At 56.4% G+C, this 22335-nt stretch carries 24 protein-coding genes and 1 tRNA gene; 12 read left to right on the top strand and 13 right to left on the bottom strand.

All coding sequences use genetic code 11. The annotated features are described in order from the left end of the window. Window positions 1-175 precede the first annotated feature (175 nt). Complete coding sequence (locus G523_RS0108215; RefSeq protein ID WP_022694566.1) at window positions 176-1783, bottom strand: peptide chain release factor 3; 1608 nt, start codon at window positions 1781-1783, stop codon at window positions 176-178. Between the two features lie 655 nt (window positions 1784-2438). Continuing rightward, complete coding sequence (locus G523_RS20895; RefSeq protein WP_155802619.1) at window positions 2439-2861, bottom strand: hypothetical protein; 423 nt, start codon at window positions 2859-2861, stop codon at window positions 2439-2441. Window positions 2862-2901: 40 nt separating this feature from the next. On the opposite strand from G523_RS20895, the gene G523_RS0108195 reads away from it, so the two are divergent. After that, entirely contained in the window at window positions 2902-3954 is a 1053-nt protein-coding gene (locus G523_RS0108195; RefSeq protein WP_022694562.1) for a 1,9-bis(guanidino)-5-aza-nonane synthase, read from the top strand. A 41-nt stretch (window positions 3955-3995) separates the two neighbouring features. Here the strand turns inward: G523_RS0108195 and G523_RS0108190 are convergent, their stop codons facing one another. Further along, entirely contained in the window at window positions 3996-4373 is a 378-nt protein-coding gene (locus G523_RS0108190) for a DUF4112 domain-containing protein (RefSeq protein WP_022694561.1), read from the bottom strand. Window positions 4374-4492: 119 nt separating this feature from the next. On the opposite strand from G523_RS0108190, the gene G523_RS0108185 reads away from it, so the two are divergent. Beyond that, window positions 4493-5524 (top strand): lipoprotein N-acyltransferase Lnb domain-containing protein, encoded by a 1032-nt coding sequence (locus G523_RS0108185; RefSeq protein ID WP_022694560.1) that lies wholly within the window; start codon window positions 4493-4495, stop codon window positions 5522-5524. Between the two features lie 25 nt (window positions 5525-5549). Here the strand turns inward: G523_RS0108185 and nhaA are convergent, their stop codons facing one another. Further along, window positions 5550-6749 carry a Na+/H+ antiporter NhaA gene (nhaA, locus tag G523_RS0108180; RefSeq protein ID WP_022694559.1) on the bottom strand — a complete coding sequence of 400 codons (1200 nt, stop codon included), beginning with the start codon at window positions 6747-6749 and terminating at the stop codon, window positions 5550-5552. 104 nt (window positions 6750-6853) lie between these two features. Continuing rightward, on the bottom strand, window positions 6854-7471 hold the full coding sequence (locus tag G523_RS18595) for a hypothetical protein (protein WP_022694558.1): 618 nt from the start codon (window positions 7469-7471) through the stop codon (window positions 6854-6856). Window positions 7472-7568: 97 nt separating this feature from the next. On the opposite strand from G523_RS18595, the gene G523_RS0108170 reads away from it, so the two are divergent. The 3 genes from G523_RS0108170 (at window position 7569) to G523_RS18590 (ending at window position 9752) form a co-directional block, all read left to right on the top strand. Then, window positions 7569-8501, top strand: a complete 933-nt coding sequence (locus G523_RS0108170; protein ID WP_022694557.1) for a hydrogen peroxide-inducible genes activator — start codon at window positions 7569-7571, stop codon at window positions 8499-8501. A 64-nt stretch (window positions 8502-8565) separates the two neighbouring features. Further along, entirely contained in the window at window positions 8566-9168 is a 603-nt protein-coding gene (gene pnuC / locus G523_RS0108165; RefSeq protein WP_022694556.1) for a nicotinamide riboside transporter PnuC, read from the top strand. Further along, a complete protein-coding gene (locus tag G523_RS18590) occupies window positions 9168-9752 on the top strand; it encodes an AAA family ATPase (RefSeq protein WP_022694555.1) in 585 nt (194 codons plus the stop codon). Before pnuC ends, G523_RS18590 begins: the two co-directional genes overlap by 1 nt. A gap of 21 nt (window positions 9753-9773) precedes the next feature. On the opposite strand, the gene G523_RS0108155 is transcribed toward G523_RS18590, so the two are convergent. From G523_RS0108155 to G523_RS0108145, 3 genes are all read right to left on the bottom strand, one after another. Next, on the bottom strand, window positions 9774-10670 hold the full coding sequence (locus G523_RS0108155) for an NAD(P)H-binding protein (RefSeq protein ID WP_022694554.1): 897 nt from the start codon (window positions 10668-10670) through the stop codon (window positions 9774-9776). A 109-nt stretch (window positions 10671-10779) separates the two neighbouring features. Then, window positions 10780-11772, bottom strand: coding sequence for an AraC family transcriptional regulator (locus tag G523_RS18585; RefSeq protein WP_162141037.1), 993 nt, complete (start codon window positions 11770-11772; stop codon window positions 10780-10782). Between the two features lie 96 nt (window positions 11773-11868). Next, window positions 11869-11944: transfer RNA gene (locus tag G523_RS0108145), tRNA-Ala, on the bottom strand. Between the two features lie 154 nt (window positions 11945-12098). Between G523_RS0108145 and G523_RS0108140 the strand changes: the two genes are divergently transcribed. From G523_RS0108140 to G523_RS0108130, 3 genes are all read left to right on the top strand, one after another. Continuing rightward, window positions 12099-12728 carry a LysE family translocator gene (locus G523_RS0108140; RefSeq protein WP_022694552.1) on the top strand — a complete coding sequence of 210 codons (630 nt, stop codon included), beginning with the start codon at window positions 12099-12101 and terminating at the stop codon, window positions 12726-12728. 133 nt (window positions 12729-12861) lie between these two features. Further along, window positions 12862-14067 carry a beta-propeller fold lactonase family protein gene (locus G523_RS0108135; RefSeq protein ID WP_233347276.1) on the top strand — a complete coding sequence of 402 codons (1206 nt, stop codon included), beginning with the start codon at window positions 12862-12864 and terminating at the stop codon, window positions 14065-14067. Window positions 14068-14111: 44 nt separating this feature from the next. Beyond that, window positions 14112-14597: a flavodoxin family protein gene (locus tag G523_RS0108130; protein WP_022694550.1), complete on the top strand. Its 486-nt coding sequence runs from the start codon at window positions 14112-14114 to the stop codon at window positions 14595-14597. A gap of 54 nt (window positions 14598-14651) precedes the next feature. On the opposite strand, the gene G523_RS0108125 is transcribed toward G523_RS0108130, so the two are convergent. Then, window positions 14652-15035 (bottom strand): c-type cytochrome, encoded by a 384-nt coding sequence (locus G523_RS0108125; protein ID WP_022694549.1) that lies wholly within the window; start codon window positions 15033-15035, stop codon window positions 14652-14654. A gap of 226 nt (window positions 15036-15261) precedes the next feature. Here G523_RS0108125 and G523_RS0108120 point away from each other — a divergent pair, with 226 nt between their 5' ends. Next, entirely contained in the window at window positions 15262-16098 is an 837-nt protein-coding gene (locus tag G523_RS0108120) for a sterol desaturase family protein (protein WP_022694548.1), read from the top strand. On the opposite strand, the gene G523_RS0108115 is transcribed toward G523_RS0108120, so the two are convergent. Both G523_RS0108115 and G523_RS0108110 read right to left on the bottom strand, forming a co-directional pair. After that, complete coding sequence (locus G523_RS0108115) at window positions 16059-16439, bottom strand: hypothetical protein (RefSeq protein WP_022694547.1); 381 nt, start codon at window positions 16437-16439, stop codon at window positions 16059-16061. The genes G523_RS0108120 and G523_RS0108115 overlap by 40 nt on opposite strands. Window positions 16440-16556: 117 nt before the next feature. Continuing rightward, window positions 16557-16901, bottom strand: coding sequence for a DUF1491 family protein (locus tag G523_RS0108110; protein ID WP_022694546.1), 345 nt, complete (start codon window positions 16899-16901; stop codon window positions 16557-16559). Between the two features lie 73 nt (window positions 16902-16974). On the opposite strand from G523_RS0108110, the gene G523_RS0108105 reads away from it, so the two are divergent. Next, window positions 16975-17187 (top strand): hypothetical protein, encoded by a 213-nt coding sequence (locus G523_RS0108105; RefSeq protein WP_022694545.1) that lies wholly within the window; start codon window positions 16975-16977, stop codon window positions 17185-17187. A 135-nt stretch (window positions 17188-17322) separates the two neighbouring features. On the opposite strand, the gene G523_RS0108100 is transcribed toward G523_RS0108105, so the two are convergent. Beyond that, window positions 17323-17964, bottom strand: coding sequence for a hypothetical protein (locus tag G523_RS0108100; protein ID WP_022694544.1), 642 nt, complete (start codon window positions 17962-17964; stop codon window positions 17323-17325). A 1075-nt stretch (window positions 17965-19039) separates the two neighbouring features. On the opposite strand from G523_RS0108100, the gene G523_RS0108090 reads away from it, so the two are divergent. Next, a complete protein-coding gene (locus G523_RS0108090) occupies window positions 19040-19645 on the top strand; it encodes a fatty acid desaturase CarF family protein (RefSeq protein ID WP_022694542.1) in 606 nt (201 codons plus the stop codon). Window positions 19646-19726: 81 nt separating this feature from the next. Continuing rightward, window positions 19727-20674, top strand: a complete 948-nt coding sequence (locus G523_RS0108085; protein WP_022694541.1) for a hypothetical protein — start codon at window positions 19727-19729, stop codon at window positions 20672-20674. Here the strand turns inward: G523_RS0108085 and G523_RS0108080 are convergent. Further along, a complete protein-coding gene (locus tag G523_RS0108080) occupies window positions 20671-22275 on the bottom strand; it encodes a sensor histidine kinase (protein WP_022694540.1) in 1605 nt (534 codons plus the stop codon). The two genes, G523_RS0108085 and G523_RS0108080, sit on opposite strands and share 4 nt — an antisense overlap. Window positions 22276-22335 lie beyond the last annotated feature (60 nt).

The raw sequence follows: 22335 nt of genomic DNA, 5'->3' as shown, positions 1-22335 counted from the left end.
CCCTGAGCGCGCCCCATCGCGAAAGCGGCTCTGGCCGCGAAGCGGGTGGTCAAATAATGACAGCCTTGAGCACGTTCTATGCGAACACCGTTCGCGAGAACAAAAAACACAGCCCTGAGCGCGACCCATCGCGAAAGCGGCTCTGGCCGCGAAGCGGGTGGTCAAATAAAAATGACTAAGCCAGACGCTCCTTCGTGGTCGTGAACTTCAGGTCAGGGTTTCTGTCCATCGTATAGTTCGCATCCCAGGCATCCTTGCCGAGATAGACAGGGTCGCCATCGAGGTCGGTGCCCGACTGGGATTTGTTCTTGTCCATGAAGGCGTCGAGCTTGTCCTGCGGGCCGGAAATCCAGCGGGCGACATTGTAGGGCGCGGTCTCGAACTCAACTTCGAGGCCGTACTCTGCCTGCACACGCTCTTTCATGACTTCGAACTGGAGCGCACCAACGGCGCCGACAATCATGTCCGAGCCGATTTGCGGGCGGAAAAGCTGTGTCACGCCTTCCTCGGCCAGAGACTCAAGCGCCTTTTTCAGGTGCTTCTGCTTCATCGGGTCTTTCACCCGTGCACGACGCAGAAGCTCCGGCGCAAAGTTCGGAATGCCTGCGAATTTCACATCGCCGCTTTCAGAGAGCGCATCGCCCACGCGCAGCGCGCCATGGTTCGGAATACCGATCACATCGCCCGGAAAGGCTTCGTCAGCGATCTCACGGTCCTGCGCGAGGAACATCATCGGATTGTGCACATTGAGCAGCTTGCCGGATGAGGTTTTCAGCTTCATGCCGCGCTTGAACTCGCCGGACGAGATACGGAAAAAGCCCACACGGTCGCGGTGGTTCGGGTCCATATTCGCCTGAATTTTGAAGATGAAGCCGGTGACCTGTTTATCATCGCGCACGATGATTTTTTCCTGCCCCTTCACCTCGGCCTTTTGCGGACGCGGCGGCGGCGCAAACTCGCCAATGGTGGAGAGTAGCTCGTGAACGCCGAAATGGCGGAGCGCCGAACCAAACACGACAGGCGTCATATGGCCTTCAAGGTAAGACTGGTAGTCGAACTCAGGCAGGCCGTCCTGTGCAAGCTCGGCTGTCAGTTCCAGCTCTTCCAGAACGCTTTCATCCACACGGTCCGCCAGTGAGTTGGAGCCGTCCATTTTAATGCGCTCGGCGCGTTCGGGATGCTCTTTCGCGTCCGCTGCGAGCTTTTTGAACAGGCAGAACTCGCCCGTGCGCAGATCTTTCATGCCCGCAAAGCGGTTACCGGACGCGGCAGGCCAGTAAAGCGGCGACACGTCGAGCGCCAGCTTCTCATGAACCTCTTCCAGAATGTCGAACGGGTCCTGCGCCTCACGGTCCATCTTGTTCACGAAAGTGATGATCGGAATGTCGCGCATACGGCAGACTTCGAACAGCTTCAGCGTCTGCGGCTCAATGCCCTTCGCGGCGTCGAGCACCATGATGGCGGAATCCGCCGCCGTCAGCGTACGGTATGTATCCTCAGAGAAGTCTTCGTGGCCCGGCGTATCGAGCAGGTTGAACACTTTGTCATCATGCTCGAACGTCATGACAGACGCCGAAACCGAGATACCGCGGTCGCGCTCGATCTTCATCCAGTCAGAGCTTGTCCGGCGACGTTCACCACGCGCAGCCACCTGCCCCGCCAGACGGATAGCACCGCCTGCCAGCAGCAGGTTCTCCGTCAGCGTGGTCTTACCAGCGTCCGGGTGGGAAATGATAGCGAAGGTGCGCCGGCGTTCGGCTTCTTGCGAAAGGGATAAACTCATGCGCGCGATTTAGTTGGGATTGGACGAATTGTCGAGCGGAGCACGCAAAATCAATCCTCAATAAACCGCCTTTATAAATCCATCAATCAATCCGCTTGACCGAATCGTTAACTTCCTTCACCATGTTGAAATGGAATCATCGAACGAAACCTTGAGAGAACTGTTCAAGCGGGAAGAAGAGCTAATCGCTCAAAGGTCCGCTATCGATGCAGAGCTTAAAGACATAGCGACGGCAAGGCGGGTCATCAGCCAGCTGGCCGCTCGGCAATCTAAGTCGCCACAATCGCAGCGCCCCGTTCCGGCAAAGCCTCCGTCCAAAGACGCTACAAACAAGGATGCGATTATTTGGCTGCTCTCTCGCACTGAGGACCCATGGTTGTCTGCGAATGATATACAGCAGATGTTGCTCAAATTTCTGAATCGAGAAGTTCCAATGTCCACAATTTCGCCAACTCTGACGCAATTGAAAGGCGAGGAATTGATTGTACGTGACGGACTGAAGGTCGCTCTAACCAAGCGCGTGCCGCCGTGGATCGTAGACAAACTTAGAGACAACGCGGAGGCAGAAAGAGATAGCAGCTCTAATCTGCCTCCTAATCACAACCCCCAACCCCGGGCTCGGGAGAATTAGGAGCATCCCATGTGGCAAACCGCATTAAGTGATTAACGCCAAATGGGCGGGAAAACCCGCCCATTTGGCTACCTCGATTTCGTTTAATTGTAAATCAGGAGAATCTAGCCATGGGCAGGTCAACGAAACCGCCTTTGAAGAAAAGCTCAAATAAGATGTCTTCGCTGGCATCTGATGTTCTTGCGGGACGAAAAAAACCAACGGCCGCAGAGGCCAAGAAACTAGCGGCGTCAGTTCTTTCTCAAGATGAACATAAGGGCCGCAGATAGCACCACTCCTAGCACCGGCCTTCATGTCACGACGGCCGGTGCTTTTTTGAATTCGGCATTCATCACCTTTATCGCAAAGAGCATGTTTAGCCAAAATGTCGAGCGCGTGTGATATTTCCACTTGATGAAAATCAAAACTCGAGTATGTGAGCGCACCGGATTTCAGATGGTCAGACAATGCCTCCCTTCCGGCCCACCTGACAATAAGGAATCCCGCAATGTCTGATACCATTGACCGTCAGCGCAAAGCTGAACTTCTCGACAATCCTGTCGAGCATATCGACATCACTGAATTTGATGGCCGCCAGCTTATTGAAGCCTGGAGCAAGATGAGCTTTTCTTCCCGCGATGCAGCGCGCGCGGCGAAAATTCTCAATATGATGCTGGAAGACAAATCCTGCTCGACCATGCTCACCCTCGCAGGCTCTACATCTGCGGGCGGCTGCATGCATGTCTGGCGCGATATGGTCGCCAACAATATGATCGACTCAATTGTCTCTACAGGCGCGTCCATCATCGACATGGATTTCTTTGAAGCACTCGGCTTCAAACACTATCGCGCGCCGGAAATTCCGGACGACCGTATTCTGCGCGATCTCTATATCGACCGCATTTATGACACTTATATCGACGAAGAAGAGCTTCAGGCCTGCGACCACATCATCAAGGACATCGCAGACAGCCTCGAGCCGCGCCCGTATTCCTCCCGTGAGTTCATCTACGAGATCGGCAAATGGCTGGCGGCTGGCAATGCCAAGAAAGAAGGCTCTCTTATCCAGACCTGCTACGAAGAAGGCGTGCCGATCTTCGTGCCGGCTTTCTCGGACTGCTCTGCAGGCTTTGGCCTCGTAAAGCACCAGGTTGATCGCATGAAAGAAGGCAAGCCTTACATGACGATCGACTCTGTCGCTGACTTCCGTGAGCTGACCGAAGTGAAGATCAAAGCAGGCCGCACAGGTCTCTTCATGATTGGCGGCGGCGTGCCGAAGAACTTCGCGCAGGACACTGTTGTGTGCGCGGAAATCCTTGGCGAAGACGCTGAAATGCACGCATACGCCGTGCAGATCACAGTCGCCGACGTGCGTGACGGCGCGTGCTCATCCTCTACGCTGAAAGAAGCCTGCTCATGGGGCAAGGTCGACGTCGCGCTGGAGCAGATGGTGTTCGCAGAAGCTGGCACAGTTGCGCCGGTTATCGTCTCTGACGCTTACCATCGTGGCCACTGGAAAACCCGCCAGAAGCGTCGCTGGGCAGACCTTTTCCAGAAATAGAAATCAAGAAGCCCCCTGCCGGATGGTCAGGGGGTTTCTTTTCAAATCCTGATGCCGCGCTTTTCCAGCTTCTTCTCAATGAGGCGCATATTCCGGCGATGGCTTTTAAAGCCGAAGTCGAGAAAGTCACCGAGCAGCGGCACAAGGCCAATCACAAAGTCGAGCCCCAGATTGCCGATCATCTGCATGCGCGTGCTCCAGCCCATGCCAAGCTTGTTGGCCAGGCTGACATGATAGGCACCCATCGCCGTGGTAAAAGCATCACCCACGCCCGGAATAAGGCCGATAATACCATCCAGCCCTACGCCAAAACCGGCAATCTGGAACTGGTCATCCAGCAGCCGCGACAGTGCGCGCGCCTGTTGCAGCGCCTGTTCCTGCTCGGGTGTCAGCGTCTCTTCGGGGCCAAGAATTTCCATGTTTGGGACTCTATCCAGTGATTATGGCATTCTAACGCTGGAAACCGGTTCAAGGTTGCGACGTTATTCAGCTTGAATTCTTATGGCATGGATCAGGGCTGCGATAGCCGGGGGAAGAAATGAGTACACGTCACCAACCGGCATCCGTCCTGCGCATTATCGCCAAAGTGCTTCTGCACATCGTATTCGTCATAGCCGCCTTCATCATGGCTGGTGGCATTTATTTCTGGATTGGCTGGCCGGTGCCTGCACGCGAATTTGCGGGCATTGCTGTCTTCCCCGCCGCGCTCCTGCTCTGGTTCTGGCCGGGTAAGTCTAAACTCATCCGGCGCATTGGGCTGTGCCTGATCATGGTCGCCTTCTTTGCTGTTTACTACACCAAGCCTCCAGCTCCGCAGGACTGGGTGCCGCTGCATGAGCGCCGCGCCTCTGCCGTATTTGAAGGCGATAGCGTCACCATCCACAACTTCCGTGATGCCGAACATCATTCCGATGCGCCTGTTGAAGTTCACTGGCGCGACCGGAGCTTTGACTTGTCAGAGGTCGAAACCGCCGAGCTGATCATTCAGCCTTTCGGAGACGGTCCGTTCCTCACCCACATCTTCATCACCTTCGGATTTGAAAACGGCGAGCAACTGGCCGTGTCGGTTGAAGCACGGCGCGTCAGCTGGGACCGCTTCCAGCCTCTTGGCGGCTTTTTCCGAAACTTCGAGACCTATCCCGTTTTCGGCACGGAGCGTGACCTCATCGGCAAGCGTCTCGCGCATGTGCCGCCAGAGGAGATGTATTTCTATCCGCTGCAGCTGACACCGGACGAAGTCCGCTCGGTACTGGAAGACCTGCTGCGCTTTTCCACCGACTTGTCCGAAAGCCCGGATTTTTACGACACGCTGGAAGAGAGCTGCTTTACCGGTCTTGTGAACCAGTCCCGCGAGCTGAAATCACGCATTCCGTCATGGGATATCCGCCGCTGGATACCAGGCTACGCCCTGCCGCTTATGCGCGATCACGGGCTGATCAGTGATGAATTGCCGCTGGAAGAGCAACAAATGCGGGCCCATCTTCCAAATGATGTCCCGCATCCGTTCAGCTTCAAAACAGACAGGGATTTCAGCCTCTATCTGCGTGAGCAATTAGGCAAAGAGGCGTGAGCCAGAGCCCACGCCTCCTTTGCGGTTAAGCTGGCACGGCCTCACGGTCTCGCGCAGGGGAGCGCGTACTTGCCAGCAGGATAGCCACACCGGCCAGAGCAGACAGGGTCGAGCCCATCAGTACACCCAGCCTGATCTCGTTCATTGCGGCTGCATCCGAAAAGGCGAGCGTGCCGATGAAGAGCGACATGGTGAAGCCAACACCGGTGAGGCAGGCAAGGCCGTAAAGATGCGCCCAGTTCACCCCATCTGGCAGGCGCGCAATGCCTGTCTTCACCGCGATAAAGCTAAGGCCAAACACGCCCACCTGCTTACCGATGAAGAGGCCTGCGGCCACACCAAGTGTCAGCGGTGCCATGAGTGTTTCCATCGTCAGGCCTGAGAGCGAGACACCGGCATTTGCGAAGGCAAACAGAGGTACAATCGCAAAGGCGACCCATGGGTGGAGACCATGCTCCAGACGTTTCAGCGGCGATGGTTCGCTCTCATTGCGGCCGTAAATCGGAACAGCCAGAGCCGTGATCACACCGGCAAGCGTCGCGTGGACACCTGATTTAAGCACGCACACCCACATGAAAACACCGATCAGCACATATGGCGCGATGCGTTTCACGCCGAGCCGGTTCAGCGTAATCAGGCCCGCCAGACCAACGCCTGCCAGCATGAGCGCCTCAACCGACAGATTGCTCGTATAGAAGAGCGCGATGATGATAATGGCGCCAAGGTCATCAATGATCGCCACCGCCAGAAGCAGAACCTTCAGCGCAACCGGCACACGGCTTCCCATCAGGGCAAGAATGCCAAGCGCGAAGGCAATGTCAGTTGCCGCCGGAATGGCCCAGCCATTCAGGTTTTCAGGGCTGCCTGCATTGATGCCAAGAAACACAAGCGCTGGCACGAGCATGCCGCCCACCGCTGCGAACAGCGGCAATACAATCTTGTCTCGTGAAGAAAGCTGTCCCTGTAAAACCTCGCGCTTGATCTCCAGACCAACGAGGAAAAAGAATACCGCCATCAGGCCGTCATTGATCCAGAGGATGAGCGGCTTGTCGATTTCAAGAGCCCCCACAGTTATGGCAACGGGTACATCCAGAAATGCGGAATACAGGCTGGCAATCGCGCTGTTATTGATGAGAACGGCGAAGACTGTCGCGAGAATGAGGAGCAAGCCGGCTGAGGGCGCCCACTCGAAGAATTCAACAGCACGTCTGAATATGCGTGTCATAAGGGTCCTTCCTTGGAAAAAGAACTGCGAGACCGGGGACTCAGTCTCGCAGAGTTGGGGTGGAGGTTAGCTATGAGGGCGGATGGGCGTCCGCCTCAGCTGCTTCAGCTGCCCGCATACGGCAGAGAAGAATGGTGGAGGACGATGCGCATCAGACCTTCGCTGTCGCGCACATAGCCGAATGAGAATTCGACCTTTGTTTCCTCCGTTTCACCAACCGGGGTGAAATAGTAATTGCCCATGGCGAGGGCGCTGTCGCCCAGCGTTATGATCTGCTGTTCGCCGAAGCGGACATTGGACCAGGGGCGGATGGCAAAGCCTGAATCCTCGTCGATGTCACCGCCGACAAAATACGAGAGCGCGCCATCAAACTCAGGGCGGAACTGCTCTTCGGCAGCCAGTGTCGGCTTGAAGAGAACTTCCAGCTGATCATAGGCATAAAGCGAGCGGATCATGTTCGACGCGACGGCGTCATAATCTTCACCATTCTGAAAAGCCGCGCCGATGCGCACAATCCCTTCACCCCAGACACCCTGGGCGTCCAGTACGTCCTGCTCGGTAATGCTCGCCGACTGCTCAGCCGCCGTCGTCGCATAAGCCGGCGCGGCTACGGAGAGCGGCGCCATGATGGCAGCAGCGGCTCCAGCCTTGAACCAGCGACCTGATGCGGCGCTCTTCTGGCGGACTTTCTTACGGCGGATAATGTCTCTTGTACGTCTCATGTTTCACTCCTGTTTTCGCTTACAGAAATGAAATGGATTGCCCCCTTCCATTCTTCCAATATAATAAAAAATGAATTTCAATCGGAAAAATAGATAGATGAGGCCTACGCTAAAACAACTTGAATATCTCGTCGCGATTGCCGAAACGGGAAAATACGGCGAGGCCGCAAAACGGGTGAGTGTCAGCCAGTCCAGTCTATCAACGCAGATTGCAGACATGGAAGAAGAGCTGGGCACACGTCTTCTGGAACGCGGGCGCCATGGCGCTGTGCTCACCCCGACAGGCAGGGATATTGTTGTCCGTGCGCGCTATATTCTCCGCCAGGTCGAAGAACTGCACACGCTCTCGCGCCAAAGCGAGGAAGACTTCAAAGGCCGCATCAATCTGGGCGTCCTCCCTTCCGTTGGCCCCTATCTTCTGCCGCCTGCAACACGCCAGCTCCATCAGCGTTTCCCAGAACTCAGACTGATTGTGCGCGAAGAACGCACAATCGATCTGGCCGAGCATCTGAGCGATGGCCGGTTCGACCTGATCATCTCTACACCCGAAAGCCATCCTGAATGCCGGAGCGAAACGCTCTTCACCGAACAGCTCTGGATTTGCGCTGCATCCGATGACCCGCTGAGCAGCACGACAGGGCCGGTAGAGCCTGAGGAACTACGCGGCCACCCGCTCCTGACGATCGGATATGGCCACCGCCTGAGCGAGCTGGTGCACAGGCTGGCAGATGATATCGGCACGCAGGTGAGTACCGAATACGAAGGCTCCAGTCTCGATGCCGTCCGACAAATGGCGATCATGGGCGCTGGTGTTGCCGTTCTACCGAGCCTCTATGCGCTCTCTGAAGCCCGCCGAGACCCCGACCAGATCATCAGGCGCATCAACTACCCTTCAGCCGAGCGGGAGATTGCCCTCTGCTGGCGGGCCTCCTCACCCCTGACCAACCGGTATCGCATGCTTGCCGACGAACTTTCCAAAACGGCTAAGAGCATACTGGAAGAGGGCGCAGCCAGCATTGGCGCGGCTTAATCGCTTCCCATAGCGCAGCGACGCAGATACAGATTTTAATCAGGTGACATGGGCGACGGGACTAATGATCGACTGGTTGATCGCAAACTGGATTGAGTTGGCGGGCTTTGTAACGGGCGCGGCCTGCGTCTGGCTGCTCGTTATCCGTAATATCTGGACCTTCCCGGTCGGCATGGTGAACTATGTCTTCTTCGCGGTGCTGTTCGTCCAGTCAGGACTTTACGCGGATGCCGGCCTTCAGGGCGTCTACTTCATTCTGGCCTCGCTGGGCTGGTATTGGTGGCTGCGCGGCGGCGATGACCATAAGGGCGTAGAAGTTCACGAAGCCTCCCCGAAGGTCCTCATCGCCTGCGGAGTTGCCGTTATTGTCATTGCCGCCCTCATCCAATGGGTGCTGCACGAATACACTGACTCCACAGTTGCAGGCTGGGATGCGCTCACCACCGCGATGAGCCTCGTTGCCCAGTTCATGCTGTCGCGCAAATGGATTGCCAACTGGTGGCTCTGGATCGCGGTCGATCTGATCTACATCCCGCTCTACATCCATAAGGGTCTCTGGCTGACAGCCGGGCTCTATGCGGTCTTCCTGGCGATGTGTATTGCCGGTCTGATTGAGTGGCAGAAAGCGCGAACCGACAAACCGAAAGCTGCGAACAGTCTCACTTAATGGCGAATATCTTCTGGCCTTTACTGCCCGCTTCGCTGCGCGCCAAATTCTGTCGTCGCATTGTGGTGACAGGTGCAGAGAGCACCGGCACAACCACGCTTGCGCTCATGATGGCCGAGGCTTTGAACTCGCCTTACGTCGCCGAATATGGTCGCGAATACACCGAACGCCGCGCCAAAGTGACAGATGAGCCATGGCGCACCGAAGAGCTTGTTGAGATTGCCGAAGAGCAGAACGCGCTGGAAGATGCCGCCGCGCGCCGCTCTGACAATGGCTTCATCATTGCTGACACAGATGCCCTCACTACCGCGCTCTGGCATGAGCGCTATTTCGGGTCTCGCTCACCAGCTGTTGATGCCGTTGCAGCGAAACAGGTTCGCCCGTTTGCCTATGTCCTCACCTCTGACGACATTGCCTTCGAGGCCGATGCCATTCGCGAGGGCGGCGAAGAGCGCCACACCATGACGACCCGCTTCCGCGAAGAGATCATCAAAAGCCGCGTGCCATGGATTGAAGTCCGTGGCAGCCGCGAAGAGCGCCTCACCGAAGCGCTCCGCTTTCTCTGCTCGCTTGGCGTCAAATAACACTGACGCCGATTTCCGGCATCAGGCGGTAACCAGATTAAGCGCGCGTTTCGGCGTCCAGACACCTGTCAGCGACGTCATGCTGGCATAGTCGCGGAAATCACGCGGCGGACGACCCAGAGCTTCCTGCACGCCATAACCGATCTTCTCATTCCGGCCATCCATCACCGTCGCGAAGAGATAATCCATCAGCCAGACAAGCTCCGCGGGCATGCCCATATCTTCAATGCCTTCCAGAAACACGTCATGCGGAATGTCGGCAAAGTTGATCGTGCGCCCAAGTGCGGATGAAAGCTCTTCGGCGATATCCTCCAGCCCCAGAAGACGCGGGCCCGTCGTTTCATAGGTTTTGCCCTCATGGCCTTCCTCGGTGAGCGCCGCGATGATGACATCAACAACATCATGCACATAAACAAAAGGTTCGCGCGTACCGCCGGTTGGCAGAGCAATTTCGCCTTCCTGAACCATGTTGCGGAAAGCCCCTTCAGAGAAATTCTGGTTAAACCAGGCCGAGCGGACAATCGTCCAGTCCATGCCGGAGAACCGGATAATCTGTTCGCAGGCCAGCGCCTCTTCCTCACCGCGCCCAGACAGGAGAACAAGCTTCTGAATGCCCATCCGGTAAGCCAGGTCAGTGAACTCGGTGATCGACTGACGCGCTTTCGGCATCGCCAGATCCGGCGCAAAGTTCACATAAACCTGCGTCATGCCCTCAAGGCAGCGCCGCCACGTCTCCGGCTTATCCCAGTCGAAAGCAGGCTCGGCCTGTCGCGACCCGATACGAACCTTATGCCCGCTATCCCAGAGCGAACGCACAACACGGTGACCGGTGCGGCCTGTGCCACCCAGCACAAGTGTAGACGGAACTTTAGGGCGGCGGATTTCAAACAGTTTCGCAGGCTGGAAAATTGACTTCATGACTTGCTCCTCCTCGTCAGAACAAGTCCATGTTTACCGGCACTCTAATCTTGCATCTTGACGCCGCGCGACAGAGTTTTGGCCGGACGCGTCACAAATCATCACTCCTTCAGGCGCTGGTGCGGAAGCTTCCCGGTGATCGACCTTCCCACCGGCGGAACGCGCGATTAAAGGCGCTCTGCTCGGAAAAGCCGGTCAGAAACGCGATCTCGGCAAGTGAGTAGCCGGTGTCATTCAAAAGCTTGCGCGCCATGATGTGACGGGCCTGATCCACAAGCGTCTGATAGGTAACATCTACCTCGGACAGACGCCGTTGGAGCGTTCTTGCGCTCAGCCCCAGTTTTTCAGAGACAGCCGAAATCGGCGGCGGCCCGTCACTCAGCGCGAGACTGATTTCCTTGCGGACCTGACTTTCCAGCCCGACCTCGCTTTCTCGGTCTGACAGCTCTCTTTCGATATGCTCGTCAAAAAAGGACCAGACATCACGATCACCCAGCCGCGTCTTGGCCAGCAAATCCTCGGTCCTGAAGACATACCCGTAATAGTCGGACTCAAAATGGACCGGGCTCTGGAAATACTCTTCCAATGCCAGCGAACACCCCACGGCTTTGTGGCTGAAATGAACGGCCACCGGCTTAAAATCCAGCCCGCAGGCTTCGCGGCAAAGCGACATATACGTCACCAGAGACCCTTCATTCGAGAGCAACAGCCCCCGGACCGGTGGAAACTCGCGCAGATGTATCCAGCGCGTATAGTCTCCGTCCTGTTCCAGTCTGAAACCGGAAACATTCTGAACAAACAGCCGTGAGTGACGGGCTATGCGTTCGAAGGCATTCAACAGCTGGGGGGCTGTTTTCCAAGCCAGACCGACCGCCCCATAATCTTCGCAAGTCATGGTGCGGGCCGCATTGATGTGAAACGTGATCCGCGGGCCCTCCAGATCCGCAATGTCTTCGAGAAGCGCGAAATATTTCCGGACAGGCACCATAACCTTGGGATCTGCCAGCTCGGCCTCCGACACCCCTGCCCGCTCGAGAAGCTGCGCACGCGCGTCCGCTACCGGATTGTTATCCAGCATTTTGCGCACGAATAGTGTAGACACTTCCCCCATAAGGACAAAAAATTATAGTGGAATGCGCCGCTTCACAAGCTATTGGTTATGCTGAGGGCGTTCTGGCGATTTAGCGTCCAGAAAAGCTGGAAGCCCCGTCAGGACTTGAACCTGAAAATAGCAGACTTGCAGGTCTGCCGCGTTAATCTTTCGCCACAGGGCTATACCGGAGCTGAGTGTCCTCGCAGAACAAGTGTGCTGCAAGTAGGTTCAACTCACGCGTGATCAGCTTTAAACCCACAAACCTCAAAGGGGTATTTAAATCTGCGTCACAATTTCTCTTTCCGGTCATTTGTAATCCAATTAGGCTTTCCAGAATGATCCTGCCCGTTGAGCTCTCTGCCCTTTTTCCGTTTCTGATCGCGATCCTGCTGGTCGAAGCGACCCCCGGTCCGAATATGGGATATCTGGCTGCGCTGTCCGCATCCGAAGGGCGCGCTGCGGGTTTTCGTGCAGTCCTTGGCGTCACGCTTGGCCTGTCAGTCTACATGCTGGCATCCGTTATAGGCATAGCTGAGATCGTAGCGCGTATCCCGCCTCTCTATGCAGCGCTGCGCTGGGCCGGTGTTCTGTTCCTCCTCTATCTGGCGTGGGAAGCCTGGCAGGACGCGGCTGAAACTTCGCCCTCAAAATCCGAAGACGGTTTTGCCTCCCCGTTCTGGCGCGGCTTCATGGCCAATGTACTTAACCCGAAAGCCGCCGTATTTTACGTCTCTCTGCTTCCCGGTTTCATGAATATGGAGCGCAGCGCCTTCTGGGTTCAGGCGCTCATTCTTGGCACCATTCACATACTGGTCAGCGTTCTGATCCACTCTGCGATCGTTCTGGGCACAGCCCGCGCGGGCGCATTGATGGAAAACTCCCCGCTGAAAATTGCATTCCGACGCGCCATGGCTATTCTCATAGCGATCATAGCTATATGGCTCGCCTGGGAGACCCGTCGCTGAATCCGATAAACCTTTCGTGAGGTGTATCGCCCCTGTTCTGAACCAGACTAGTTTAATCAGAATTTCAGTGATGGAGGGCAAAACAAGCATGATTGAAGTCTCAAAAATTGCGCTCGGCGGAGCTAGCATTGCGATGAGTATGACACTGCTTGTGTCGGCAAGTTCGGCGCAGGTCGCTCAACCTGCAGAAACGCCTGTATCGCCAACATCACCCGCGCAGGCACTCGTCCCTCTCGAAATGGAAGTCTATGCGCCGGAAGGCACCCCGCTTCCGCGCTTTATGGTCGACGCAGCCTGGCCGCAAATGCCGCCAACCATGATTATCGGCCAGACGCCGGGCCTCGCCGTCGATGGTGACGATAATGTCTGGCTCGCCCACCGCCCGCATACGCTGAGCTTCTCTGATATTGGCCTCGCCGCTGATCCGCCAACAGCGCTTTGCTGCGAACCGGGTCCGACCATTATGCAATTCTCCGCCGAAGGTGAGTATCTTCAGGGCTGGGGCGGACCGGATTACGCCCCTGAGATTGATGGCGTGAACCAATGGCCGCGCAACATTCACGGCCTCTACATCGATGACGACAACACAGTCTGGGTAGGCGGCAATGGCGATGGTGACCATGTCGTTCTGAACCTCACCTCCGATGGCGAATTCATCCGCCAGATCGGTGTGCACGGCCAGACAGCTGGCAATTCCCACCCTGAATATCTCGGCAACCCGGCTGACATCTCCTTCGTGGACGGCCATGTGATTATTGCAGACGGCTATATCAACAAACGCATTATCAGCTTCGACGGCATGGAGTTGGATTATGAAGGCGCATGGGGCGCCTATGCTTCTGATCCATCCGGCGGCACGCGCGAAGGCAGCTTCGATCAGAGCCAGGCCTCAAGCAATTCAGATGGCGGCGCAAACCCTGAAGCCCCGAGTTTCGGTGATATCGTCCATTGTGTTGTCAGCACAGAGGAAGGCCTCGTCTATATCTGTGACCGCCGCAATAACCGTGCGCAGGTTTTCCAGCGCGCTGAAAATGGCGATCTCGAATTCGTCCGCGATATCGTCATCGCTGAGGAAACCGGCGGCACCCGTACCGTCTCAGACATCACATTCTCCCCGGACGGTGAGTTCATCTACATCGCCGACATGATGAACTCGTCCATTTGGATTCTGGACAGTGAGAGCTATGACATTCTCGCCCGTATTGGCCGCGTGGGCCGGTATCCGGGTGAGTTCACATGGCTTCATTCTGTTGTCGCGGACTCCGAAGGCAATCTCTACACCTCAGAGGTGAATACTGGCCGCCGTATCCAGAAGCTCGTCTTTATGGGCGTGGAGTAAGTTTCGCGCTTGGTGCGCGCGGTGAGACTGGCTAGCTTAAGTGCATGACACGCTTACTGATCGTCTATCACACGCGCACTGGCGGCAGTCGGCAAATGGCCGAAGCTGCCTTCAACGCCGCCAAAGCAGAATGCGAGACACAGCTCCAGACAGCTTCTGAGACCAGCCCGGAAGATATGCTCTCGGCAGACGGATATCTGTTTGTCGCGCCGGAAAATCTCGCCTCTTTATCTGGCGAGATGAAGGAATTCTTTGACCGCTGTTATTATCCCCTGCTCGGAAACATAGAGGCCCGCCCCTATGCCCAGCTGATTTGCGCAGGCTCTGACGGGGAAAACGCCGTGCGCCAGCTGGCGCGGATTGCCAAGGGCTGGCGCCTGAAAGAGGTTCAGCCTGCGACCATGATCTGCACACATGCCCAGACTGAAGAACAGATCCTAGCCCCCAAAACCATTCCGGAAGACGAGCTGAAAACCTGCGCTGATATCGGGGCAGCGCTCGCAGCTGGTCTTTCAATGGGCATGTTCTGAAGACAAAAAAGGCGAGCCATTGGCTCGCCTTTTTAACTAAATGCCGTTCAGCGCTTACTCAGCCGCAGGTGTCGTCACATATTCCAGCCATTCAATAACGGCGGCGCGCTGCGCTTCGTCACGAATGCCAGCAAAGCTCATACGGTTGCCCGGAATGTTCGTACGTGGGTTTGCAAGATACGCGTCCAGAGTTTCAGCGTCCCAGACAATGCCGGAATTCGCCATAGCTGGTGAATAGTTGAAGCCCTCCATTGTGCCAGCCGTACGGCCGAAAACACCTGTAAGCTCCGGGCCCATTTTCGGGCGACCGCCTGGCTCATAGTTGTGGCACGTGCCGCACATGCGAGCCTGCGATGGCATTTCCGGGCCGTCAGCGAAGGCTGGTGCGGAAACGAACAGCGCGGACGCACCGAGAAGCGTAGCGAGAATGCTTTTCATCTGGATTCTACCCCTGTTTACATGGTCCTGCTGTCCTATCGGAAAACAGGTTATTCTATAACGGTTCAAATTGTCTCAGCGACCATTGTCTACAGCACGCTTGCCGATGCAATGGCCAATAGCAGTGAAATAGCGCAAAAATGTAGTCAGCTAACATTTATAACACACTCGTGATGCGACCCGATTGCCACTTGCCGCTTTCAGACAAAGTCACAACATTATCTCCATGGAAAACTGGACCGAATTCGAAGGCATGATCCGCCTGTCTGTCTTTGCCGGCGTGCTGATTCTGTTCAGCGCTCTCGAATTCATCATTCCCCGCAAAGACCGTCGACATACGCGCCTGTCGCGCTGGACGACGAATGTTGCCCTGCTTACGGTATCTACAGTGTTCCTCCGCATCGTCCTGCCAGTTGCGACCATCAGCTTCGCCATGGACATGAGCGAGCGCGGCATTGGTCTGTTCAATCTGACCGACCTGCCCGTATGGCTTGAGGTAGTTCTGGCTATCGTACTGCTGGATTTCGCAATCTGGTTTCAGCACATGATGATGCATTATATACCGCCGCTCTGGGCGTTTCATAAGGTTCATCACGCCGATGAAGATCTGGACGCTTCATCCGGGCTGCGGTTTCACCCGCTGGAAATGGTGTTTTCCTTCGGCTTCAAACTGTCCGTGATTGCCCTGCTGGGCGTACCTGCGCTCGGCATCTTCCTGTTCGAAGTCATCCTGAATGCGGCGTCCATTTTCGAACACGCCAGCATCCGCATTCCGCAGAAAGCAGACCGCGCGCTTCGGAAAGTCATCGTCACGCCGGATATGCACCGTGTTCACCACTCGGTACACATGCAGGAAACAAATTCGAATTTCGGGTTTTGCCTGTCCATCTGGGACCGGATATTCCGCACCTATTGCGCCGAACCGCGCGAAGGTCATAAAGCTATGGAATTAGGTCTGGACAGAAGGCCACCGGGCAATGCCGCGGGCCTGTGGTGGGCGCTTTCTGCACCCTTCCGTACAAATCAGGCTGCGCGAACCCAAAGCGGTTCAAGCGAGGCGTGACCGCCAACCGGGCGGCGCTGATTTCTCACGCGCTTTAAATGTTCTTCGTCAATCAGGTTGAGGCGTGCCTGAACGCGGGACGCATCTTCTTCCCCTGCCTGACGAATAAAGAAAGCTGTATTGGCATGTGTTTTCACAGCCAGCAGCGCTGCGCAGTCAGCATAGACGGCTTCATCAACGCCGAACTGGTCACTATCAATGACCACGGCTTTGGCAAAGTCGACGGCATCACGCGCGAACAAAAGATCAGGACGACCACATCCAAGCTCCTGCCAGTTGGCGAGAAGCCGGACTTCCGGGTCTCCGATTTCAAGAACACGATCGTTAAATAAGAACAGCATGTGCTACCCACTCCATCTTCTGAAATGGACATTAGCGCATGGCTTTTAATGCAGCGCTTTACCGCACGTTCAAATCCGGCTGGATGAATTAAGACTTCGCCTACCCTGATTACCCGCTCATTCACCATTCACGGCTTCAGTGAGGAAATGACGCCCCTCACGGTCTTCAATCTCGACCACCCAGAGGTCCGGATCATAAGAGCGACGACGTTGAATTAATTCATCTATCTCGCGCTCTTCGGCCCACTCGCCCGCATTCGGCAGCCAGTCGAAACTCGGGCTATCCATGGAGAGTGGAGACCGCACAAATAAAGCGGCGCGGCCGTCCAGGCGCGCAACTTTCACGATCGCATCGCCGCGTTCTTTATCCCCTTTAGCCGCCACATAACCGAATGCACCGCCAAGAGACGCGCGGCGCATCAGAGCATCGACCCAGAGCCATGTCGGCAGACGTTCATTCATAAGGCTCGGGCCTCGCTTTCAGATTGGCATCAGACTTGCGGAGAAACGATCAGAATTAATCACAGGTCCAATCATGGCACAGTCTGCACTTCTATCGCTTTCCTTATCCGCACCGCAAGCACATGCGGGGCCTCTGGATGCTTTGGTGCTCACAGCGACCGCCACGAATGCTTCAGAGCAACTTATCAATCCGTGGCTGGGGCTGATCGGCCTTGGCGTGCTGATCCTCTCCGGCGCTGTTGCAGTTATCCGCGAAATCCTCATCGAGGAAGAAGAACAGGTCTGATCTTTCAATCGGCGAAAGCCGGTGCACCTGTATCGCCGCAGAGCATCGCCCTGCCGCGTATTTACTTCTTTTGATTGATTGGTGCCGCGGCTGCGCGGTCGCTTGTGATTCCTACAAATAAATGGCGTTGCTATTTTACGGGCTCCCGTATGCGCACTTGCGCTCCGGTCCCCTGATCGGCGGCGGCCAAGGCTCTTTATCGATTGCGACGGGATTGGAATTCGCGTCGTCCAGTTCGTTGGCCGCTATCTCGTAGGTGCAGCGCGTGCGTACTTCAGGTTCGATATAAGCCAGCGCGCAGATGATCACACGGGCCAAATGGCTCGCCAGTATTTCTGCGCGTTCAAAGTTTTCTATTGTCGTCTGAAGCCGGTCAGACAGCTCAGCCGATGAGATGAGCTCACCGCTTTGAGTTGGCTCTATGTGAGCATTTGATGCACGAGAGGCGACACGACAGCCCTGAGCGCGCTCTATGCGTTCCGAAGGTGCGCGAGAGCAAACAAAACTATCCGCCCGTTGCCAGACGGGCGTACGCATCGCATTTGCCGCAAAGACGAAACCGACCCTCTCCAGCTGGTTCGAGGCCAGCATGCGCACATAGGAATGCACCATCGCATCGGTTGAGATCACCATCCGAGCGAGGTCAGGCGGCGCGCGCATTTCACCGGACGCCTGAAGCCGCATGCACCAGGCGTAAAGCCGCGCAAGGTTCAGCCCGATCAGCTGACCGATCGTCAGCGAGGTGTAATCAGAGGCAGATGATGGCGCGGGGGTCATGCCCAAAGTTTAGGGTGGCGTGCGGTGGGGTTGGATTAGTTTTTTTCTGGTGCATTGCTTCGCGGAATGCACCAGCACACTTCAATGTCAGCAGCCCGCAGGTTCCCGTGAAGACGGGAACCCATGCTTAAATCTGACGCCCTGCAGCAAGCGAATGTCTAAGCATGGATACCCGCCTTCGCGGGCATCTGCGGAATTCAGAATTGTGCGCTCATTCTCGCGACGGCGGGAAACTGGGCCTGCCAACCTCGCCAGATCCCTGCCTGCGCAGGGATGAGCGACCACAATCCGAACAAAGCATTGCGAACTCTACAAGCCTATGAATCCTAGCCTTCCAATACCCTCAGATCCCCCGGCGTGATGTAGTAAATTATTCTATATTTCCAGCAGGACCGCCTTACCGAGTCAGTCCGGTCCGAATGAACCCAATTTCCAGTCATAGCGCTTCGAGATGCAAGCATACCAAAACAGAAGGTGTCCTCTTGCATGTCGACATTGCCTATCACAAACGCGGTGGAAGCATCTCTGGCGGAATGCAACGAAACCACTTCGCTCTGCGTAAGCGCGGACGCCAAAACCCGCATGCCTCTTTCTGCGCGTTGATCCTCACTCATAAAGCGAGGGCTACACGCAGAGAGGATCGCAAACGAGGCGAGCAATATCAGTATGCGCTTCATCATCGTGTAATTGCCTCTCTCCAGTTTGGTTCAGCAAACGGACCCCCGTTCCGCCGTAGGGTGCATTAAGCGCAGCGAATACACCAGTGTGCAATTTGGCCCGCAGGTTCCCGTGAAGACGGGAATCCGTGCTTAAATCCGGCAACCCGCTATAAAAGACCATCTAAGCATGGATACCCGCCTTCGCGGGCATCTGCGGAAATCTGAATTGTGCGCTCATTCACGCGAAGGCAGGAAACTAGACCTGCCAAACCTCATCAGATCCCTGCCTGCGCAGGGATGAGCGTCTTTATCCAGCGCCAAAGGTTTTCCTTACAATCACGCAATGAGTGAGCGAACAGTCACAATCCCGCCTCATTGTTAGTGATCGTTCACACGATCAGTAATGGAGGGTATACATGACTGATCTTATCTCACCGGACTATCACCTTGCGCTGTATGCGCTCTGGGTATCGCTACAGGTCGTAGCGGGGCTGTTAATCGCTGACTTTGTCTCAGGCGTTCTGCACTGGATGCAGGACAGATATGGCGGCCCGAAATGGCCGATTGTCGGCCCCCTCGTTCGCGCCACGATCAGGCATCATAAAAAGCCGCGCCGCATGATCACCCGCAGTTTCATGCAGCGAAACGCCCCGACCTTCTTCATATCAGCCCTGTTTCTGGCGGCGTTCGCGGCGCTCGGGTGGATCAATGTCATGACGCTGACCGGCGTGATTGTTGGCGCATTCGCCAATGAGTTTCACAACTGGTCTCACAGAAAACCGTCCGAGAACGGCCCCGTCATCACATGGTTTCAGGATAAGGGCCTGATCATCGCGCCGCTTGAGCATGCCCGCCATCACCGCAACGGCAAGAATTCTCATTTCTGTGCAGTCACCGGCTGGATGAACGCACCATTGGAACGGGTGCGGTTCTGGCGCAGGCTCGAAGCGCTTATCCGTGTGTTCGCCAAAGAGCGTCCGCGCAGAGACCCGACCGTGCGTCGCCGCCTTGTCTTTGCCTGACCTGCGTAAAACCTCGCTGCTGCCGCATCTGCAACACAGTTGATTTACGAAGCGGAAAGGCTGTTTTCATAAATTGCCGGCATGATTAACCGGCAATTTCTTTTTGGGCTCTCTGCATGCGTGATTCTTGGTGCGCCTGCTTTCGCACAGGTTGCACCACGCGTCTTCCGCGAAGCCGAACAAGCCTTTCTGGAGCGCACCTCGCTACGCGCTGCCGATGAGAAATGCGGCTATTTCACAGACCTTGAACGCGCCGCTCTGACATCCGGTCAGTTACAGGCCCGCGGTTCATTGTTGCGTGCAGGCTTTACCGTCTATGATATCGAGCTGGCCGCGACGGAAGTTGCCCGATTTGCAAACTCGCAGGACTGCGGCGATGCCGAATTTATGCAGGCGGTCTTTCATCTGAAAGACGCCTTCTCTGCCTTTATCGGTACGATGGTTATGAATTTTCCGGGCCGCGATGCGGACTGGAACGCCTCGCGCAGCCGCTGGGATACATGGCGCATCGTGCAGGACGGGTCGACACCGGACTATATGTTCCAGTTCGGTCTGCTGGCGCCGCGCGATACCAATCCGGAAGACTTTCCTGCCAGCTTTGCCCGCCCGCTGGATAACCCGCTCATTGAAGAGCCGTTCGATCTGGCGGTAGACCTGTTTCTTCAGGAAGACGACATTGCGCCATCTACCGCGCGCATTCTGATCCGCGATCCGGAGAAATCATCAGAGCCATGGCTTGGTGCCGTGTTCTCGGGCGAGCCGGGCCCGCCGCCACGCGGTATTACGAGCGCCTACTGGCCGCGCGAACGCACAGTCATTACCGATGAAGACGACGAAGATGATCGCCGTGCCCGTTTCGTTTTTGATGAGGCTGCGGCGGAAGCCATGATGCAGCTCGATCCGCGCGAACAGGTCGAGATTGTCATTCAGCCAAATCCGCGCAGCGGCGAAACAGAGCCGAAAGTGCTGGTTGTCGAGGTGGGTGACTTTGCCGCCGCCTGGTTCTTCGCACGCCTTCCGGCGCTTTAGGCCTCGGCCTCGGCTTCACCCTCACCTTCATCGGCTTCGGCGTCTTCGACCTTGAGCGGCAGACGCACGCGCGCCGTGGTGCCCTCGCCTTCAGCGCTTTCAAAGTGGACATCCCCGCCCAGCGCTTCAGACAGCATCATGACGATGGACAGACCAAGCCCTGTTCCTGGACGATGACGGGCATTTTCCCCCTGGAAAAACGGCTCGCCAAGGCGGGCCAGCTCCGCTTCTGAAATACCGTCGCCTTCATCGCTGACAGCAACTGTCGCAAAGGCATCATCGGTCGTGACGGTCAGAGAGACCTGACCTTGAGGCGGCGAGTATTTCACCGCGTTGGACAGAAGGTTCAGGAAGATCTGACGCATCGCCTTGCGGTCTGCATACACAGGCACGCTCTCCTGAGGCGCGTCGAGCTTCAAAGTCATGCCAGACTCTTCGGCCTGCCAGCGGATCAGGTCCAGCGCATCTTCGGCTTCCATGACGACATCAAGGTCTTCAGGTTCCAGACGTAGACGACCAGAACGCCCTTTGGCGGCGGTCATCAGGTCATCGACGAGCAGCCCCAGATGTTCAGCGCCCTGTTTGATGCTGCGCGCAAACCCTTTGTACGGCTCGGTCACAGGACCGGCGCGTTCGGACAGGATAAGATCGGAATAGCCACTGACGGGGTTCAGCATGTTGCGCAGCTCATGGCCGAGGCTGGCAATCCAGACCGCTTCATCGCTGAGGCGCGGAGCGTCAGGCTCTGCAGGCAGAACCTCCGGCTCGGGCGTAGCTTCAATAGCTGCGACAGGTTCAGCAGGCTTGACGGCACGCGGCTTGTATTGGGTCAGGACCAGACGGTATCCGTCTCGCGTCGCGCGAAGGTCCACGTGAACGTTTTCCTGCGTCTCTATTTTCAGCTCAGGCACATCATTTTCTTCAATGCCGCGAATAGCGTCATACGGCGCCTCGAAGAAGTCTGCCATGCTCGCATGACCGATGTCATTGGCGCTCATACCCGGCAGCAGGCGGAGATCGCCCACCCAGGAGCGAACCTTGCGACGCGGGTCGAGGCTGACCACAAGCACAGGTGTGTCAGTCAGCGTTGCGACCCAGCGGTCGATTTCCTGATTTTTCCCACGGCGTTCGTTAATCACGCCGCCAGCAGAGGCCGCGAAGACACCAACCTGCAGAACGCTTACCAGCGCGCCAAGTCCGATCAGCGCGCCAGCATTCTCCAGAGACGGAAGCGCGGCGCCCGAAAATGAAATTGCGGCAATCGAAAGATAGCCGATACCCGCGAAGATACTGGCCTCAATACCCAGACGGAAACGGCCCAGAGACAAAGCGTGCAGCGGGCCAAGCGCCAGCATCACCACCAGCGGGGAGCTCGCGCCGCCCGTCATCAGGACGCAAATGAGCCCGACCATGATCCACGCGAACACAATCCAGATGTCGTGCGCTTCGCGCGCGGCGCGTGTCCCGATGATCAGATGAACGACAGATGGAAGCGACACAAGCGCCAGTGTCGCGCCAACGACAGTCGCGGGCACGCCGGTGAACAATCCTGCAATAGCTACAGCAAGGCTGAGACCGAGCCATAGGACGCTGGCCAGCATTGGCGACACCCGTAACTCCTGTCCCCCGGTTTTATCATTTATTGACAGTATCTGATCTGT

Origin of the sequence: Ponticaulis koreensis DSM 19734 (assembly GCF_000420665.1) — a bacterium.
Lineage (GTDB): Bacteria > Pseudomonadota > Alphaproteobacteria > Caulobacterales > Hyphomonadaceae > Ponticaulis > Ponticaulis koreensis.
This window is presented reverse-complemented; position numbering and strand designations above follow the sequence as displayed.

What these genes read in the sequence shown, in the direction of transcription:
- G523_RS0108185 (WP_022694560.1), top strand. Translation starts at nt 4,493, where the DNA reads ATGAGTACACGTCACCAACCGGCATCCGTCCTGCGCATTATCGCCAAA.
- G523_RS0108120 (WP_022694548.1), top strand. Translation starts at nt 15,262, where the DNA reads ATGGAAAACTGGACCGAATTCGAAGGCATGATCCGCCTGTCTGTCTTT.
- G523_RS0108115 (WP_022694547.1), bottom strand. Translation starts at nt 16,439, where the DNA reads ATGCTGTTCTTATTTAACGATCGTGTTCTTGAAATCGGAGACCCGGAA.
- G523_RS0108110 (WP_022694546.1), bottom strand. Translation starts at nt 16,901, where the DNA reads ATGAATGAACGTCTGCCGACATGGCTCTGGGTCGATGCTCTGATGCGC.
- G523_RS18595 (WP_022694558.1), bottom strand. Translation starts at nt 7,471, where the DNA reads ATGAGACGTACAAGAGACATTATCCGCCGTAAGAAAGTCCGCCAGAAG.
- pnuC (WP_022694556.1), top strand. Translation starts at nt 8,566, where the DNA reads ATGATCGACTGGTTGATCGCAAACTGGATTGAGTTGGCGGGCTTTGTA.
- G523_RS0108190 (WP_022694561.1), bottom strand. Translation starts at nt 4,373, where the DNA reads ATGGAAATTCTTGGCCCCGAAGAGACGCTGACACCCGAGCAGGAACAG.
- G523_RS0108215 (WP_022694566.1), bottom strand. Translation starts at nt 1,783, where the DNA reads ATGAGTTTATCCCTTTCGCAAGAAGCCGAACGCCGGCGCACCTTCGCT.
- G523_RS18590 (WP_022694555.1), top strand. Translation starts at nt 9,168, where the DNA reads ATGGCGAATATCTTCTGGCCTTTACTGCCCGCTTCGCTGCGCGCCAAA.
- G523_RS0108080 (WP_022694540.1), bottom strand. Translation starts at nt 22,275, where the DNA reads ATGCTGGCCAGCGTCCTATGGCTCGGTCTCAGCCTTGCTGTAGCTATT.
- G523_RS0108140 (WP_022694552.1), top strand. Translation starts at nt 12,099, where the DNA reads ATGATCCTGCCCGTTGAGCTCTCTGCCCTTTTTCCGTTTCTGATCGCG.
- G523_RS0108135 (WP_233347276.1), top strand. Translation starts at nt 12,862, where the DNA reads ATGAGTATGACACTGCTTGTGTCGGCAAGTTCGGCGCAGGTCGCTCAA.
- G523_RS0108085 (WP_022694541.1), top strand. Translation starts at nt 19,727, where the DNA reads ATGATTAACCGGCAATTTCTTTTTGGGCTCTCTGCATGCGTGATTCTT.
- G523_RS0108155 (WP_022694554.1), bottom strand. Translation starts at nt 10,670, where the DNA reads ATGAAGTCAATTTTCCAGCCTGCGAAACTGTTTGAAATCCGCCGCCCT.
- G523_RS0108125 (WP_022694549.1), bottom strand. Translation starts at nt 15,035, where the DNA reads ATGAAAAGCATTCTCGCTACGCTTCTCGGTGCGTCCGCGCTGTTCGTT.
- G523_RS0108090 (WP_022694542.1), top strand. Translation starts at nt 19,040, where the DNA reads ATGACTGATCTTATCTCACCGGACTATCACCTTGCGCTGTATGCGCTC.
- G523_RS0108195 (WP_022694562.1), top strand. Translation starts at nt 2,902, where the DNA reads ATGTCTGATACCATTGACCGTCAGCGCAAAGCTGAACTTCTCGACAAT.
- G523_RS0108170 (WP_022694557.1), top strand. Translation starts at nt 7,569, where the DNA reads ATGAGGCCTACGCTAAAACAACTTGAATATCTCGTCGCGATTGCCGAA.
- nhaA (WP_022694559.1), bottom strand. Translation starts at nt 6,749, where the DNA reads ATGACACGCATATTCAGACGTGCTGTTGAATTCTTCGAGTGGGCGCCC.
- G523_RS0108100 (WP_022694544.1), bottom strand. Translation starts at nt 17,964, where the DNA reads ATGACCCCCGCGCCATCATCTGCCTCTGATTACACCTCGCTGACGATC.
- G523_RS0108130 (WP_022694550.1), top strand. Translation starts at nt 14,112, where the DNA reads ATGACACGCTTACTGATCGTCTATCACACGCGCACTGGCGGCAGTCGG.
- G523_RS0108105 (WP_022694545.1), top strand. Translation starts at nt 16,975, where the DNA reads ATGGCACAGTCTGCACTTCTATCGCTTTCCTTATCCGCACCGCAAGCA.